This is a genomic window from Spirosoma taeanense (assembly GCF_013127955.1).
In the GTDB taxonomy this organism is placed as follows: Bacteria; Bacteroidota; Bacteroidia; order Cytophagales; family Spirosomataceae; genus Spirosoma; species Spirosoma taeanense.
Map to the genome: position 1 here is coordinate 4,873,774 of NZ_CP053435.1, position 16,402 is coordinate 4,890,175.

Consider the following 16,402-nt stretch of genomic DNA (forward strand, 5'->3'; position numbering starts at 1 on the left):
GACAATGGGTAGCCAACAGGAGCTCGGTACAGTATCGCTGCTCTTTCGTCAGCTTTTTATCAATTACCAACTATTCATGAATGAACCTCTTTTCGGTGCCCCAGAAATTTCATTAGAGAACCTGTCAACGATTGAACAATCAGCTCCCAACCTGATTCTGTGGGCGGTTCCCGTGATGCTCCTGTTTACCGCTCTGGAAATGTTTATCACCTTTAAACAGGAGCACCCGTTTTACGAGAAGCGGGAAACAATCGGTTCAATTCTGGTTGGGCTGGGATCGCTGGTAGTCGGGGCGTCCATCAAGTTTGCGCTTCTATACGCTACCGTCTGGCTATACAATCAGCTACCGTGGCGGATGTCGCTGCAGTGGTGGACCTTTATTCCCTGCTACATAATTTTTGATTTCTGCAGCTACTGGGCGCACCGCGTGTCGCACGAACAGCGGTTCTGGTGGGCTACGCACGTTGTGCACCATTCGGGCGAGCATTATAACCTTACGGTTTCCTTCCGGCTGAGCTGGATTCAGAACCTGAAAACAATATTTTTCCTGCCGGTTGCCCTGATTGGCTTTCACCCGGTTGTGTTCTTCACAACCAACCAGGTTGCCGTACTTTTCCAATTCTGGGTGCATACCGAATACATTCGTCGTTTACCGAAGTGGGTAGAGTTTATCTTTGCAACGCCCTCCAATCACCGCGTCCACCACGGTTCGCAGCCAAAATATATTGACCGGAATTTCGGGGCTACGTTCATTGTCTGGGATCGGATTTTCGGTACCTACCAGCCCGAAGAAGAGCCGCCTATCTATGGCATAACCACCAATATTACCCAGAAGGCAAACCCGTTCATGATCAATTTTCACGAGGTAGCCGACATTATCCGCGACGTAAAAGCGGCCAGAGGTTTCCGCCGAAAATTGTTTTTTATCTTCGGCAGCCCAATAAAAATAGCGGAAGAAAAACAGCAGAAGCTAAACAAAGAAGCTGTAATAGCAGACTAGGAAGTTCTGGTTGTTTATTACCCAGAATTAATTGTCAAATCAGGGATAACTGGCGGTATTATAGCCAATTATCCCTGCTTTTTTTATGGCACTGTGAGTATAAAGTAGTTGTTAGACCCTGGTCTACTACATTATTTCGGGCAACAGCAAAGCTACACGCCTATCGTAACATTTCTGATAAACAGGGGGTTGCCTTGCAAAAGCACGTATTATTACCGATATAAAATCATATTCCATAACATATTCCAATAGCCACAGTTATAAGCTGCAGTACACCTAATTTCAACGATAAAAAACACAGTTATGGGCAATCTTCTGTATACAATCGCAGTAGTGCTGATCATCATTTGGCTACTGGGTTTTTTAGGCTTCAATAGCTTTGGCCTTGGCGGAATTATTCACGTATTACTGGTAATCGCCGTAATCATGATTATCCTACGTCTGATTCAGGGCAGGGGTGTTTGACAGGCGATCGTATCGAAAAAATTGAAGCCAGCTCACATGAGCTGGCTTTTCTGTTAACTGCACTCCTGAGTCCGGATGATGCAAACTGTTTCGCCGAATTTAGATATTTTTGGCCTTACCTGAGTGCTCTACTCCGTTCTGAAACCGCTCACCGGCTACCAGGCGGCCAGGTTTATCTGTATGAAAAAGCTTCTTTCAGTTCTATTCCTATTTTCAACCACTGTACTGGCGCAGATGCGCCTGCCAACCAGTCCTGATGGTCAGGTTCAGTATCAGGAAATTGTTCGTTTGCCGGATGCCACCCGGCCAGCCCGTCAGGTTTACAACCAGATTCGTTCGTGGGACGAGCAACATTATAAAGCTGGCACCAACGCCGAACGGCAATACGACGACCGGCACGGGATTCTGTTCGTTCGGTCGGCCTTCCCCTTTGGGAAACGTTTGGTTAGGTACACGCTCACGGTCGAAGCCAGAATTGGCCGCTATCGGGCAACGCTAACCGATCTGGTTGCCGAAGGCGATGGTCTTTCGTTACCTGTTCAGGCTACCAGCCCAACTGTCGACGAGCTAAGCCGGGCATCGACTGGAGAGATAAAAAATAAACAGGTCGTTGAACAGATCGCGGCCGATCAGGCTGAGCTGTATCAACAGATTGACAAAGCCTGCCGCGCTACCCTGGCGAGCCTGAAAGAGGCCATGACGGCGCCAATCAGCAAATAGCACGGAAAGATTCTCATCAAAGATCGCTTAGCGGTGCCGGGTTACGCCTACCTGCTCGCACCATTGCCGTACCGGGCAGGTTGAACAATGCGGCAGCGTGCCGGTGCAGATGTGTTTACCGAATGGCATCAGCAGGCGGTTAATACTTACCCACTGTTTACGCGGGACCTGCGCTTCGAGCACTTTCAGGGTTTGCTCGGGCTGCTTTGTCTGCACATAACCCCAGCGATTGACGACCCGGTGAACGTGAATGTCTACGCTGATGGCCGCCTGCCCCGTAGCGACGCCCAGCGCCAGATTCGCGCACTTTGGTCCAACCCCTTTCAGCGACGTCAGTGTCTCAAAATCGGCGGGTAGTTGCCCGCCAAACTCGTTCATGGTCCGCTCGGCGATACCCCGTAACGTATAGGCTTTCTGGTCGGGATAAGTCGTTCCGTAAAGCAGTTGCGTTAGTGTCGGAATGTCCAGTGCGAGGAGTTGTTCAGGCGTTCGGGCAGCTTCAAACAAGCGCAGCGATACCGGAATCGTAGTTTCGTCGAGCGTTCGGATGGAAACGATGCAGGAAATCAGCTGCTCGAACAGACTATTATAGCCGCGTTCGGCCAGGTCAAACATGGCGGCTTTTGGGTAGGGCCGAATGGCTTCTTCGATATGCGCAAGAACAACGCCGAGGTCGAAATCAGGTTTCATGCAATGCGTTTAACGTTTGTCCACTAGAGTGTATTGAGGCAACACCCTAACAGACAAACGTCAAACACGTCAACAGGTTTTTCACACCTTCACAACAACCATCTCCACGCGCCGGTTCTCGGGTCGCTCTTTCAAACTTTTATTCGTATTAATGGGCCGAGACGGGCCGTAGCCAACGGTTTCAATCCGACCGGCGCTGATTCCTTTAGAGACCAAATACCGTTTTACTTCATTAACGCGGTTCCGCGACAGTTCAACGTTGGCGTCAAAATCACCGACGGTATCGGTATGACCTTCCAGCCGGATATTCATGGTCGAGTTCTCCTGCATGACTTCAACGAGCCGGTCGAGTTCCGGAAATGACTCTGGTTTAAGATCAAATTTGGACGCATTGAAGTAGATATTCCGGAGGGTAATTTTCGCGCCGGTCTCAATAGGAACCAGGTTAAAATCACGCATAACGTCAACACGGTTAGTCGTCAGCGTATCGCTCTGGCTGAAATAGCCCTTAGCAGAAGCCGTTACGGCATAAACGCCCCGGCGGTCAATAGGTATCGTGTATTTTCCGGCTGGGCTGACACTGCGGACCGAATCGCCGGGATCATCGCCCGTAGCCTCTGCGCCGGATATCAGTCGGTACGTAACGGTGGCCGTTATTGGTTTTTTGGTACGGGCATCCCGCGTAATGCCGTTGATCGCTATAGATGCTGCCGGAGCGGTTTCTGCTTCCGGCCGGGCAGGCGTTTCATCAGGCGTTCCGACGCCGGGTGTTGTGCGGGGCGTATAGCGGGGTTTGGCCTGAACCGGTGGCTTGGGCTTTGGCGTTCGCTGCGAGTAGGTGTCCTTGCGGGCCGGATTGATGATATGAACGCCCCAGAAGTTGAAACAGACGTAGCCGTTCCCGTCTTTGCACTCAAACAGATCAAACACCGTATAGCCAGGGTCAATGCGCTCAAAGTAGGCTATGAAATCAACGCGCTCGCCGGGCTCTACCCGCCGACGGGTTTCGGCCGGGATATTTTCAGCTCTGATGAATTTATAGGATCGCTCGCCCTGGTTAACGTAAAGCCGGGATGCAGGCTGAAAGCCGATGTGACTGCTTACATCAATCTGACTGCCCCGCCCGCCGTTTGGCATAGGAATCGGGAAAGGCCACGAACGCCCCATCGACCCCATGCCTTTCGCTTCAAACTTCATGTAAATGATCGTGTACTGTTCGGTCAGCTCCACACGCCGGATCGTTACGTCACGGTCGTTGACATCGTCAACGCGGGGATTTTCGGTCGTGTACTGAACCTGTGCCTGTAGCCCCAGCGCAGTCAGTAACAGACAAAAGAGAAGAAGTAGTCGGCAGTTCATGGTCGTTGTTTACAGGAGAGATTCCCCTTATAAACGTTTGACCATGCCGAGTAGTTTAGGGTTTAATTAACGGCCGTTCAAACCCGCTATCTACGAACTGTACTACTGCTGCATCGTACTGGCGTCTTTTTATATTCAGGAATTGGCAGGCCACAAAAAAAGCAGTCGTCAGCTATCCCGAAAGACATCCGACGACTGCTCTTAAGCAGCTAGACAATCAAATTAGTACCCGGCGTTCTGCACCAGAGCTGGATTGGTCGTTGTTTCGCGAAGGGGAATCGGGAAGATCAACCGCGGACTATTGTAAGCCAGCGAACCAATGCTCTGACGCGTGCGCTTGAGGTCGTGGATCAGCGTACCTTCAAAGGCCAGCTCAAGCCGACGCTCCCGCAGAATGGCGTTCAGCGTTAACTGCGATTCAGTCAATGGGGCTGCACCCGCCCGCGCCCGAACCCGGTTAATATCGGTCAGCGGAGTGGCTCCTACTGTTGTACCCGCCCGGAAATTGGCTTCAGCCCGCGTCAGATACATTTCAGCCAGACGTAAGATTTGAATATTACCGTACTGGTTGAGGTACTTGGCCGTCCGAACCAGACCATCGCTGTCTTCGTAGAAGAGCTGACCGCGTACGTCGTCGGCACCGTACAGGCTCAGGTGACGCTCCGTAATGTTAATGTCGCCCCGGCCGCCCACGTCAGTAGCCCCATAAAAAGTGTTCAGGCTGTTTGTACCCGACTGGTCGGTAACCTGAACCGCAAAGATGGTTTCCGACGTATTGACACCATTGATGTTTTCGCGCAGATCGAATACTTCGTCAATGGGAACCAATTGGTAGCGTCCGCTGGCAATAACCCGGTTGGCTGCATTCGCTGCGTTGGGGAAATCGGACTTTTGCAGGTACACCCGTGACAACTGAGCAGCAGCCGCGCCTTTGGCCGCAAAGAAGCCATTCGTAGCCGGTAGTTTAGTTTCGGCATCGGTCAGGTCTTTAATGACCTGATCATAAACAGCGGCTACGCTGCTGCGTGGTACGCTACTGCTGGCATCGAGAACAGCCGTAGGCGTTGTTACAAGGGGTACCCCCGGGTTCGCATTAGCGTCGCCATCGCCCCAGGGCCGGGCGAACATCCGCACCAGCTCAAAATACATCGACGCCCGGATGAACTTGGCTTCGCCTTCGGTACGGTCCTTATCGGCAGCCAGGGCCAGATTCAGATTAGCCAGTACGGTATTACAGATGTTGATCGTTCGGTAGGCGTCCGTCCAGGTGATATCAGCCTGACCGTTTGTCACCAGCAGGCGCTTGGTATAGACCTCACGGGGGGCAGTAAACGTACCGGTCCATTCAACATCGCCATTGTCGCCCAGCAGTTCAGCGTCGCGCTGAATATTGCCGCCGTACAGGTCAGCGTCGCCCAGGCTATTGTAAGCGCCCACCAGCAAAGCCTGCAAGTCGGCCGGTGTGCTGAGAGCCTGCGCCGTCGCTACCGTATTAACCGGCTTAATATCCAATTTGCTGTCGCACGAAGTCAGCCACAAACCAACCGACACTGCCGACGCGAGTATATAATATTGTCTTGTTTTCATGAGTCTTCTTGTCGTTGCTTAGAAGCCAATTTGTAAGCCACCGATGATCGTTTTCGGCTGCGGAGCCGAATAGAAGTCAATACCAATGTTTACCGGGTTAGCCGAATACGCGTCCGAGTTCACTTCCGGATCCCAGCCATTGTACTTGGTAAACGTCAGGACGTTCTGTCCCGTTACGTATACCCGTACGCGGGTTAGCTTCACGCGGTTAACCAGATTCGAAGGCAGGTTATACCCCAGCGTAATGGTGCGCAGCCGAACGAAATCGCCTTTGGACAGGTAACGCGACGATTCGCCCGTACCATTGCCGCCCAGCAGACGCGCCTGCGGTACATTGGTAATATCGCCCGGCTTCTGCCAGCGATTCATCTGATCAACCGTCTGGTTGTCGAAGAAGTCGCCGTTGGCCGACATGAACTTACCTCCTCCGTTATAGATGTAGTTACCAAACTGGCCATTAAACAGGACGCTCAGGTCGATGCCTTTATAGCTGAAATTGTTGGTAACGCCACCGATAAACTTAGGCGTTGGGCTGCCCAGTGGCACGTATTCGGCATCGTTGTAATTATTGGTCGTCGAACGATCGCGGCTGCCATCAGCATTGGCCGTGTTTTTGTAGTACAGCGCGTCGCCATTCTGAGGATCAACACCGGCGTATTCCGGCCCAACAAATACGCCCAGCGGCTGGCCTTCCTGCGCCCGGTTCAGGAAACTACCCGTAATGGTTGTTCCGCCGAGATCCTGGACTTTATTCTGGTTATAGGCAATGTTGAGCGAGGTATTCCACTTGAACGCACCAACCAGGTTGCTCGAATTAAACACAAACTCAAGCCCGTAGTTCTCCATTTTCCCTACGTTGCGGAGCTGTGTCCGGAAGCCCGATGAGCCCGGTACGTTTACGCCCAGCAGCAGACCACTCGTGTTCTTAACATAGTAATCAATTTCGCCCGTGATGCGGTTGTTCAACAAGCCGTATTCCAGACCGATATCCGTTTGCAGCGTTTTTTCCCACGTAAGATCAGGGTTGGCAATCTGCTCAGGTGCCTGCCCCGGTACGCCCGCATAGCCAGCAGCGGCTGAGTATAGAGCCAGCGAACCGAAGTTACCGATCTCAGCGTTCCCCGTCAGACCATAGCTGGCCCGCAATTTCAACAGGCTCAGCGTCGACAGGTTCTTCATAAACGATTCTTCGGTAATGATCCAGCCAGCCGAAACAGACGGGAAAAAACCATACCGATTGTTCGCTCCGAAACGCGACGATCCATCTGCCCGCGCCGATACGCCCAGCAGGTAACGGTTGTTGAACCGATAGTTGGCCCGCGCAAAGTACGACAGGAAGCTGTACCGCGTTTCGGTACCTAACCCACCGGTGACCCTGGCCCCCGACGAGATTTGCTTATAGGCGTTACTCGGGAACTGCTGCGCCGTTACGGAGTTGAAGTTCGAGCGCGACTCCTGATACGACATACCCAACGTAGCATCCAGGTCATGCTTTTGGGAAATGGTCCGGCCTAAGCTGAAGTAGTTGTTCGTGGTGTAGTTGGATACCTGCCGGAAGCTGTTCGAACCTAAGCCGTTTGGCGCACCCGTATTCCGCTGGGTTTCACGCCCATAATACTCATCTTCCTGCTGACTCAGCAGGTCGGTACCGATTTCCGTCCGGAATGACAGACCCGGCAGGATCTTGTAGTCGGCATAGGCGCTACCAAATACCCGGTACACCCGAGCCTGCAGCGACGCGAAATCGCGGTTCAGCAGCGGGTTGTAATAGAGTGTGTAATCGGCGCTCAGCTGATTCGTGCGCGGATCAATCACCGGGTGCAGGGGCGGCAGGGCCACAATCTGCATAGGTGTCGAGAACGCGTTGTCATTCGAAACGCGGTCGTTTTTCGAGTGCGCTATATTTAGGTTCACGCCCAGCGTCAGCTTATCAGTAGCACTATGGTCGAGGTTAACCCGCCCGCTCAGGCGACGGAAACGGTTCTTGATGATAATACCACTCTGGTCGAAATACTGCCCCGATACAAAGAAACGGGTTTTGGCATCACCACCCCGCGCACTCAGATCATACTGCTGCGAAGGAGCGTCCTGGAAGGCTTCCTGCTGCCAGTCGGTGTTGTATTTCGGATTCTCGCCCTGCCAGCCAGCCGCATCGCCTGCTGCGTACCGCGTAAAGCGGTTCGTCAGTGACGATGTTGAATAAACGGGAATCCCCAGCGCTGCCGAGTTGTTCCGGGCTTCGGTGAATAACGTTACATACTGCTGGGTATTGAGCCATTCCCGAACATGGGTTGGCTTGCTGCTACCCGCGTAGGCCGAAGCCTCAAACACGGTTTTACCGACCTTACCTTTTTTGGTCGTAATCAGCACAACCCCGTTCGATGCCCGCGCTCCGTAAATCGCCGAGGCCGACGCATCTTTCAGGATTTCCAGCGACTCGATATCGTTGGGGTTCAGATCGGCGATGGGGTTCGTCGGCGCAACGGTTGACGACTGATCCGACGACGTAATGGGGATACCATCAATGACGTAAAGCGGCTGGCTGCTGGCGGTTACCGACGAGGTACCCCGTACCCGAATCTGTAGACCCTGTCCAACTTTACCGTTCAGTGACGTAATCTGTACCCCGGCGACTTTACCCTGAATAGCCTGCTCAACGCTCGGCACCGGAATATTTTCGATTTCGCGGGAAGCTACCTTGGCAATGTTGCCCGTCAGGTTACGCTTCGACTGCGCACCGTAACCGGTAACGACAACCTCATCGAGCGAACGGGTATCGTTGCTCAGAGCTACGTTGACAACCGACCGATTACCGACATTCACTTCCTGCGTTGTTACGCCAACGAAGCTAAAAACCAGCGAGTTGATGTTATCTGGCAGTACCAGTGAGTAATTCCCTTCTGCATCAGTTTGCGTACCGCGACTGGTGCCTTTGGCTACGACAGAAACGCCCGGTAATGGGTTTCCATCATCCGCCGAGGTGACCTTTCCAGTCACTCGCCGGTCCTGCGCCACTGCAGGACTGACTAACGCGGTACTTAACGCTGTCAGCAGAAACAGTAGAAAAGTTTTCATCTAAAACAATTTAATTAGTGGTTAACTGCAAAAATAAAGTTTAAAATTTGGTTAAAACAAGAGCACCCAAAAAGATTATAAAAAACGATAGTTTTGAACAATTCTGGGATTAGAGCGGCTCAGTGCCCAATTTTTGTTGAGCAAAACCCAGAAGAGTGAAAAGTTGCCCATCATCGACTGGACCCACGCAGCGGTGGTGTATCAGGACAACCGACCTGGGGTGTACATCTGTTTACTCTTTAGATGAAAACTGTCGCCCGAAGCAGCAAATGGGTCATGCTTTTCAACGAAACCGGGAGCATAGGAAGAAAGTAATTCAAAGCAACTCCATTACGCTAGCTTGACTTAAAAGATAAAGCGGTGCCGAGAAGTCCCAGCACCGCTTTATCATATTCGGATGACTTATTTATAGAGCTAAGTACCCCTGTTTTTCCGTTTACTTTGGGTTTTTCGTCGGGGCGCTGCCTGCAGCAGCCGGATTATACGCCAACTCGTTATCCGGTACGTCCCAGTAATCGAGGAAGTTATAGGCGATTGTGGCGTTGGTATTGACTTTACCTGCTTTGTCGACGACAACAGCGCCTTTACGCCCGTCAGTGATGACGCCCCACCGGCGCGCATCGTAGAACGACAGCCCCCGGAATGCCAGACCGACCCGGCGCTCTTTACGGAGTTCTTCTTTGGCCGCATCCAGCGATAAACCCGACAGGGGAGCCAGCCCCGCACCCTGATAGGTTCTGACCGCGTCGATAGCCGCCAGCCCACCGGCAATATCGCCCGTATAGATCTTGGCTTCAGCTTTCATCAGTTCATTTTCTTCATACGTACCGGCGAGGTAAAGCTCATAGGCCCCAACGGCCTGGTTGCTCAGCACCGCTACGCCCGCTAAACCCTTACCCCCACTCACCAGTTGCCAGCGCGTATTGAACGAGTTGCCCCGGTCGGAGTTGAACAGCGCGGCCGACGCCAGTTTCGTGAAGTTATTGTCCAGCCGTTTGTCGCCCGCCGGGAAGTCCTGAATCAGGCGTTCGCTGACTTTGTAGGTTACGCTCCCCGGTGCCCCGGTTGCTTTCGCTGCAATATTGCCGTCTGTCCGGGCAAAGAAATCGCCGTTGTCATTCGAACGCCCGGTGAATACGTAGTCTGTTGCTTTTACGCCGTCGTTGGTCAGCGTCAGAATCTGGCCCCACTGGGCGGCCGTCATGGACTTGGCGGGCGTATTGACCAGAATATTGCGCGCTTTAAGGGTATTGATACTGCGCTTCCACATTTCCGGCGTTGGCGGAACACCTTTTCCAACCTGGTTGAAGTCGGGAATCAGCCCTTTCATAACCCCCAGGTAGGTCGCATCATTCGTCAGTCCGCTCAGCAGCGTGGCCGCCTGATCCAGGTTTTTGGTTGCCTCCTCGATGATCTTTTCTTTCGCTATGTAGTTTCCATTCGTTACGCCTGTTTCGTTATTGATAATTCCGGCGTAATACATCGAGCCAATGCGCGAATAGGCGTAGCCTTTCCACCAGTAAGCCCAGGCTTTGATTGTGTTCTTCTTTGTCGTCTGCGCTGCGGCATCGCCCGAAAAGCTGGTTGCTTCGGCAATGGCCAGAACGCTGTTCATGGCGTTATTGATGTTGTACATATATGCCCACTCATAGTACAACGGATTAGCGCCCGCATTGGCGTTCACGTTTACGGTGCGGAGCAGCGCCATCTGGGTATTGATGGCGCTGGGATTAACCACCCTCGTGCCATCGTCCAGAATGACGTAGTCGGGCATACCAATCTGGTTGCCGTAGACGTTAGCGGCTTCTTCGCCAATTACGTCGCCCATGAGTTCGTGGAAGCCGACGGCACCGGTCCAGAAGCGGCCAGGAACACCATCGTAATACTTAACTTCCTTAAACCCGCTGACGTATATGCCACCCTGACCCAGGGCAATAACGCCGGTTTCGGTAGCCGCGCTGCCGGGCGTCGGCTGATTGGGATTCTTGACATCAAGCTGTTCTTTGCAGGCACCCAGCAGACTCACCAGCGCAAAGGACAGTACCGTAGTTTTTATATATCGTTTCATGGATTGTTTCAGAAGGAATCAAATTAGAAGCCGAAGTTGAGAGAAACCTGGTACGAGCGCAGGTTAGGCGTCGTGTTATGGTCGGTGCCCCGGTCCCAGGCTGAGCTTTCGTTACCCGTGGTCTGACCTGAGTTCACTTCAGGGTCCATACCTGTGTACTTCGTAAAGGTCAGCAGGTTACGACCGCCGAACACTACCTGCAGCCGCTTCATCGGCAGCCGGAAGATCTTCGTCAGCTCTACGCCAAGGGCTACGTTACGCAGGCGCACAAACGAAGCATCTTCGTAGAAGTAATCTTTCGTACCGTTGTTGGCCCCGGCCTGATAAACACCCCGATAGAAAGCTGTCCACGCGCCTGTCTGCCCGTTAATGGTGATTGGCGCTATGTAATCCTTGTGGATACCGTCGCGATACATCCACTCTTTCGTCTGGTTATACACGTGGCTGCCCTGCGTCCAGTCGAACTGGAAGTTCAGCGTTACGATGTCGCGGAACGAAATGTCGTTGATGAACGAGGAAACAAACGTCGGATTCGGATCGCCAAAGCTGTACTGATTCGTGCTGTACAGCGGCTGCTTAGTTGCTTTGTTCACCACGTAGCCGTTGCTGGCTACCTCGTAATTCGGCTTCTGGGCTTCCGTCAGAGCAGGCGTGCCATCGGGCAGAATCTGGTCGAGGCTGCGGATAGCCACAAACCCAAAGAGCTGACCAATTTTCTGACCGGCTTTCAGGACGTAGTTTGTACTGCCCGCGCTGGAGGTAACCACAATCTGCTGGTTGCCTTTGACGGCCGTAATCTCGGAGGTCTGATGACCGAAGTTGGTCGTAAAATTCCAGGTGAAGCTCCGGCCACGGTACAGCGTGGTGTTCAGCGAGAACTGGGTACCGCGCGAGGCCAGCGAGAAGGCGTTATCTTTCAGCGTACCCGAGCCCGACGACGGCGCTACGTTTACGTTAAAGATAGCGTTATCGGTAGAGCGTTTCCAGTAGGTGAACGAGAAGTTCAGCCGACGGAGCCAGTCGCCGTTACCGCCCTTAACCGTGAAGTCCGTACCCAGCTCAAGCTCTCTGGAAACCTCAACGCCAAGATCGGGGTTGTTCTGCGCCGGAGTATAATAGAATACGTTGTTGCTGCCCAGGGTACGGGTCCCCAGCGTTACGTAGCGATCGAAGGGTCTGGGCTGGATACCGGCCTCCCCATAAGCAGCGCGCAGCTTCAGCTCGGGTACGTAGGCTCCCAAGGCACCATTCTGCCAGAAGTTCAGCGACGACGGCCGCACGTAGGCATCTCCCCGCGGGAAGGTGAAGGGCGTAGAACCCCGCCCGAACGCCGACGAGTAATCGCTCCGGAAACCGCCCGATATCCCCGCAATTTCGCCGTATTCGATCCGCTGGTTCACCAGGTAGCCATACGTAACGAACGGCTGGCTGTTGTCCAGCAAAATCCGGTACGTTCCCGCCTGAGCCGCCGTAAACGGCGAGTAGGTGGGCAACCCTACCCCGTAGGTATCATATTCCTTGTAGTTGTTCTTCCGATAGTCGAAAGCCAGTTGCGTCGACGTACGAATGGGAAGGTTCAGCTTGAAATCTTCCTGAAAATCCGTTTTGATGATCGCGCTGGCCAGGAAATTCTGGAAAACCGTCTTGTAATCGTAATTACTGACTTCCCCTTTAGCGTCCGACGCGTTGGTTGCTGTGTAGTAGTTGGGGTTAGCAACAATGTTACGGTTCAGCGTCTGGTTGGCGTAAGTGTACCGGTCTTCTTCGCGCGAGTAGTTCAGACCATACTTGGCGTTCAGATCCAGATATTTGATTGGCTTATAATCCAGTTCAAGACTCTGGATAATATCGACCTTATTATCCTGCCGGTCCCGGTATTGCAGCCGGTAGTTCGGATTATAGCCGTTTACGCCCGACGCGCTGCCGTAGTAGGCCGCATAGTTCCCATCCGGATCTACGTAATCGTAGTTGTTGAACGGACGGGTGTTGTTGATATCGTACAGCACCGCCCGGTCATAGGTCTTGATGGTATTCTTCGTGTAGGCCAGCTGCGTAATACTGCGGAACGTCAGGTTTTTCGCCAGCGTCATCCCGAGGTTGCTGACGATGTTGCTCCGGTTATACGCTCCGTTGTTTTTGACGATCGAGTTCTGGTAGTTGTTGGATGCCGAGATACTGAAATCCGACTTCGCGTTGCCCCCGATACGTTGATCGAGTTGTTCACCGTGGTCGACGGCTTGAAGAACATCGCGTAGAGATCGTAAAACTTCAGGTTCTGCCCATACGGTTTGTTGGCCTGGCTGTTTACGTCCAGCGCGTTATACTGCACGTTTTCGCTCCAGGTGCTGGTCGCCGGATCGAGCGTGATGGGTTTACCCGATACGCCGATTACGTTGTTGTTCGCATCGGTCACGAAAGCGTGCTTGTCGGCCTGCGCTACCCCGCCAATGTTCAGGTACGAGTTGGTCGCGTAACTGTTAGAGAAATTTACGCTGATGGGGCCGTCTTTGCCGCGCTTGCTGAACAGCTGAATAACGCCGTTGGCGCCCTGGGCACCGTAGATGGTTGCCGCAGCCGCGCCCTGCACCACTTCAACGCGCTCAATGGTGCTCAGGTCAATCGTGTTCAGATCGGTAGCTCCGACCTGAACGCCATCCATCAGGACGATAGGTGCTGTACCCCGGTTAATAGTATTGATACCACGCAGCAGAATGTTCGCTTTGGCACCGGGTGTGCCGTTGGTGCTGGTGATCTGCGCACCGGCAATCTTTCCAACCAGCGCTTGGTCTACCGATGCGGTCGGAGCCTGCGGCAAATCCTTGGCCGCTACTGACTCAACCGCAATACCCAGCTTGGCTTTGGTGGTAGCGACACCTACCCCCGTAACAACCACTTCGGAAAGAATCCGCGAATCGGCCGATAATCTTACATTAATAACGGATTGATTCCCAATCGGCACTTCCTGCGACACCGTTCCAACGAAGCTAAATGTTAGCGTGCCTCCACTTTGAGGAACCACGATGGCATAATTACCTTCGGCATCGGTGTTAGCGCCCCTCGTTGTGCCTTTCAGAATGACCGATACTCCAGGCATTGCACTTCCGTCCTCAGCGGCCGTCACCTTACCTGTAATTCTGCGCTCCTGCGCCCAGGCCGGAGACCATAGTGAACACATAAACAGTATGCTCACAAATAGAATTCTACTCATAGTGAATTTTAGTTAGGCTAAGAAATACGTTACTGCAAGCAAATCTAATAAACTAAAATCGGTTAACAAATTTTTGGCCTGTAGCCATTTTGACAACTTTTTGTTTTGTTATATTTTTTTCATGCAGAATAATATTCCAACACTATTTTTCTGTCTTCCTATTAATCCATATAAATAGAATTAGTATTATTTTTCAATTAAAATTTTTCCGACTGAGTATTTTCCCCACATTTCGTAGCTTACGAAACTGGCTAATCGAATGAGCAGTACCTGAAAAAGAAAACGTCAGACCGGAGGGCCTGACGTTAGAGAATATCCTGAAAGAATGCGGAAGAAGCCGCTTATCCAATAGACTCAGGCGTGGGTTGCCGGAGCGTTTTTTCAATCTGGTCGGCCATGGCAATAGTGTGTTGGTAACCAATCCGGAACATCTCCCGCGCTTTGCTGACGTCGGTTGGCGCGTAGCTAACCAGCTCGGTAGGCTCGATCAAGACATTGCAGCGGCCAAACTTATCGCGCGTTTTGCTCTGCACGGCCAGAATCAGGCTGCGCTCGATAACACCCCGCATGGAACGGATTGGACGAGCCAGGCCAAAGGGGTTGCAGTGCGACCCGATAATAAAGTCTACTTTATTTTCGATGACCTCAACAGGCAGGTTATTCAGAACGCCCCCGTCGATGAATTGCCGTTTATTGATCAGGAACGGCTCAAAAATACCCGGTAGGCAGCACGACGCCAGTACAGGCCGAATCAGTTCCCCTTCGTCGAAAACCACCTGAATGCCATCGGTCAGATCAACGGCCACAACGTGCAGTGGTATCTGAAGACTCTCGAAGCGGTCGTGGGGCAGGTATTTTTTATATAGCTCAATGGCCGTATCGAGCCTGAGCAGTCCCATCCGGTTCCAGGCTGGGCGCAGGTGCCGCATAAACGACGAGGATTCGACAATGCGAAGCCCTTCGTCGGGCGTATATCCCTGCGCAATCAGGGCACCGGCAATCGCTCCGGCGCTCGTACCGGCAATCTGGTCGAATTGAATCCCCATTTCCTGAAGCGCTTTGATCACACCCAGGTGAGCAATGCCTCGCGCTCCGCCACCCGAAAGAACTAAGCCAATTCGCATAAAACGATAATCAAGTGTTTAAATAACGGCAGGTTCCAGATTTTGGTTTATCAATATAGTCAATTGCATGGACTATTGATGCCCTACAAAAATTCGACCAGCTTTCCTTTCTCACGAATCCGAACGCCTTTTTCGGTCTGCTCAACGGTAGCGGCTTCGATTATGGGGTCGTGTTCAAACACCAGAATCCAGTTTTCGTTGGCGGCCCGCTGCAGGATATGGGTTTTTTCATCCATCGTCAGCAGGGGCCGAACGTCGTAGCTCATAACGTAAGGGAGCGGCACATGCGCCGACGACGGAATCAGATCAGCCATATAGGCAACCGTCCGGCCCTGCACCCGAAACACCGGCAGCGCCATTTTTTCGGTATGGCCATCAACGTAAATAAGGCTCAGATCGGCAAACGGGAAAGGGTTCTCGGTCAGGAATTTTAGCTGGCCGCTTTCCTGTAGGGGCAGGATGTTTTCGGTCAGGAACGACGCTTTTTCACGCGGATTCGGTTGCATGGCCCATTGCCAGTGGGCCGGGTGCGTCCAGTAGGTGGCGTTGGAGAAAACAGGCGTCAGGGAACCTTCACCCTGCCCCGTCGGCAGACCAGCCACCGCCCCGCCCACATGATCGAAGTGCAGGTGGGTCAGCAGCACGTCCGTTACGTCGGTTGCTGAGTAACCCGCCTTGCGAATAGAGCCGAGCAGACTAGCGTCGCCGTGCAGGTCGTAATGCCCGAAAAATTTGGCGTCCTGTTTATTGCCGATGCCCGTATCGACTACCAGCAGTCGGTCATTGGCTTCGTAGAGCAGGCAACGCATGGCCCAGGTGCAGCGATTCTGCTCGTCGGCCGGATTCAGTTTATTCCAGAGGGGTTTCGGCACCACGCCAAACATGGCCCCACCATCGAGTTTAAAGAAGCCTGTGTCGAGGGTTTGAAGAGTCATAGTAAATTCACAAACGTTCAGTGGCAAAGGTACAAGCCCGGTTGGATAAGCCGGAAGTGGAGCCTATTGTCACCGCAACGAACTTGTGCCGGGTAGTCAACCCATTATATTGGGTAAAGTGCAACAATTCTCCAACAATTTAGTGTCCGGCAATCTATCCAGGGCCCTTAT

The 16,402-nt window shown here is 52.7% G+C and carries 12 protein-coding genes; 3 read left to right on the forward strand and 9 right to left on the reverse strand.

Translation table 11 applies throughout. From position 1 onward, the window contains the following. Positions 1-76 precede the first annotated feature (76 nt). From HNV11_RS20235 to HNV11_RS20245, 3 genes are all read left to right on the forward strand, one after another. Entirely contained in the window at positions 77-1,000 is a 924-nt protein-coding gene (locus tag HNV11_RS20235) for a sterol desaturase family protein (RefSeq protein WP_171741391.1), read from the forward strand. A 303-nt stretch (positions 1,001-1,303) separates the two neighbouring features. Continuing rightward, positions 1,304-1,465, forward strand: a complete 162-nt coding sequence (locus tag HNV11_RS20240; RefSeq protein WP_171741392.1) for a lmo0937 family membrane protein — start codon at positions 1,304-1,306, stop codon at positions 1,463-1,465. Between the two features lie 180 nt (positions 1,466-1,645). After that, positions 1,646-2,185, forward strand: coding sequence for a DUF4468 domain-containing protein (locus HNV11_RS20245; RefSeq protein WP_171741393.1), 540 nt, complete (start codon positions 1,646-1,648; stop codon positions 2,183-2,185). A 27-nt stretch (positions 2,186-2,212) separates the two neighbouring features. On the opposite strand, the gene HNV11_RS20250 is transcribed toward HNV11_RS20245, so the two are convergent. From HNV11_RS20250 to HNV11_RS20285, 9 genes are all read right to left on the reverse strand, one after another. Then, positions 2,213-2,875: an endonuclease III domain-containing protein gene (locus HNV11_RS20250; protein ID WP_171741394.1), complete on the reverse strand. Its 663-nt coding sequence runs from the start codon at positions 2,873-2,875 to the stop codon at positions 2,213-2,215. 81 nt (positions 2,876-2,956) lie between these two features. Further along, entirely contained in the window at positions 2,957-4,234 is a 1,278-nt protein-coding gene (locus HNV11_RS20255; RefSeq protein ID WP_171741395.1) for an OmpA family protein, read from the reverse strand. A gap of 222 nt (positions 4,235-4,456) precedes the next feature. Beyond that, positions 4,457-5,821, reverse strand: coding sequence for a RagB/SusD family nutrient uptake outer membrane protein (locus HNV11_RS20260; RefSeq protein ID WP_171741396.1), 1,365 nt, complete (start codon positions 5,819-5,821; stop codon positions 4,457-4,459). A gap of 18 nt (positions 5,822-5,839) precedes the next feature. Further along, positions 5,840-8,896 carry a SusC/RagA family TonB-linked outer membrane protein gene (locus HNV11_RS20265; protein WP_171741397.1) on the reverse strand — a complete coding sequence of 1,019 codons (3,057 nt, stop codon included), beginning with the start codon at positions 8,894-8,896 and terminating at the stop codon, positions 5,840-5,842. Positions 8,897-9,332: 436 nt separating this feature from the next. Further along, positions 9,333-10,964: a RagB/SusD family nutrient uptake outer membrane protein gene (locus tag HNV11_RS20270; protein WP_171741398.1), complete on the reverse strand. Its 1,632-nt coding sequence runs from the start codon at positions 10,962-10,964 to the stop codon at positions 9,333-9,335. A gap of 23 nt (positions 10,965-10,987) precedes the next feature. Continuing rightward, positions 10,988-13,054 carry a TonB-dependent receptor gene (locus HNV11_RS24170; protein ID WP_317168018.1) on the reverse strand — a complete coding sequence of 689 codons (2,067 nt, stop codon included), beginning with the start codon at positions 13,052-13,054 and terminating at the stop codon, positions 10,988-10,990. Beyond that, positions 13,051-14,172 carry a TonB-dependent receptor plug domain-containing protein gene (locus HNV11_RS24175; RefSeq protein WP_317168019.1) on the reverse strand — a complete coding sequence of 374 codons (1,122 nt, stop codon included), beginning with the start codon at positions 14,170-14,172 and terminating at the stop codon, positions 13,051-13,053. The genes HNV11_RS24170 and HNV11_RS24175 overlap by 4 nt, the downstream gene beginning before the upstream one ends. Before the next feature lie 341 nt (positions 14,173-14,513). Then, on the reverse strand, positions 14,514-15,296 hold the full coding sequence (locus HNV11_RS20280) for a patatin-like phospholipase family protein (protein ID WP_171741399.1): 783 nt from the start codon (positions 15,294-15,296) through the stop codon (positions 14,514-14,516). A gap of 83 nt (positions 15,297-15,379) precedes the next feature. After that, the gene (locus HNV11_RS20285) at positions 15,380-16,231 is read right to left on the reverse strand and encodes an MBL fold metallo-hydrolase (protein WP_171741400.1); all 852 of its coding nucleotides are present in this window, start codon (positions 16,229-16,231) and stop codon (positions 15,380-15,382) included. Positions 16,232-16,402: the final 171 nt, after the last annotated feature.

Coding starts and splice junctions, on each gene's coding strand:
- HNV11_RS20235 (WP_171741391.1), top strand. CDS start 77: ATGAATGAACCTCTTTTCGGTGCCCCAGAAATTTCATTAGAGAACCTG.
- HNV11_RS20240 (WP_171741392.1), top strand. CDS start 1,304: ATGGGCAATCTTCTGTATACAATCGCAGTAGTGCTGATCATCATTTGG.
- HNV11_RS20245 (WP_171741393.1), top strand. CDS start 1,646: ATGAAAAAGCTTCTTTCAGTTCTATTCCTATTTTCAACCACTGTACTG.
- HNV11_RS20250 (WP_171741394.1), bottom strand. CDS start 2,875: ATGAAACCTGATTTCGACCTCGGCGTTGTTCTTGCGCATATCGAAGAA.
- HNV11_RS20255 (WP_171741395.1), bottom strand. CDS start 4,234: ATGAACTGCCGACTACTTCTTCTCTTTTGTCTGTTACTGACTGCGCTG.
- HNV11_RS20260 (WP_171741396.1), bottom strand. CDS start 5,821: ATGAAAACAAGACAATATTATATACTCGCGTCGGCAGTGTCGGTTGGT.
- HNV11_RS20265 (WP_171741397.1), bottom strand. CDS start 8,896: ATGAAAACTTTTCTACTGTTTCTGCTGACAGCGTTAAGTACCGCGTTA.
- HNV11_RS20270 (WP_171741398.1), bottom strand. CDS start 10,964: ATGAAACGATATATAAAAACTACGGTACTGTCCTTTGCGCTGGTGAGT.
- HNV11_RS24170 (WP_317168018.1), bottom strand. CDS start 13,054: ATGACGCTGGCGAAAAACCTGACGTTCCGCAGTATTACGCAGCTGGCC.
- HNV11_RS24175 (WP_317168019.1), bottom strand. CDS start 14,172: ATGAGTAGAATTCTATTTGTGAGCATACTGTTTATGTGTTCACTATGG.
- HNV11_RS20280 (WP_171741399.1), bottom strand. CDS start 15,296: ATGCGAATTGGCTTAGTTCTTTCGGGTGGCGGAGCGCGAGGCATTGCT.
- HNV11_RS20285 (WP_171741400.1), bottom strand. CDS start 16,231: ATGACTCTTCAAACCCTCGACACAGGCTTCTTTAAACTCGATGGTGGG.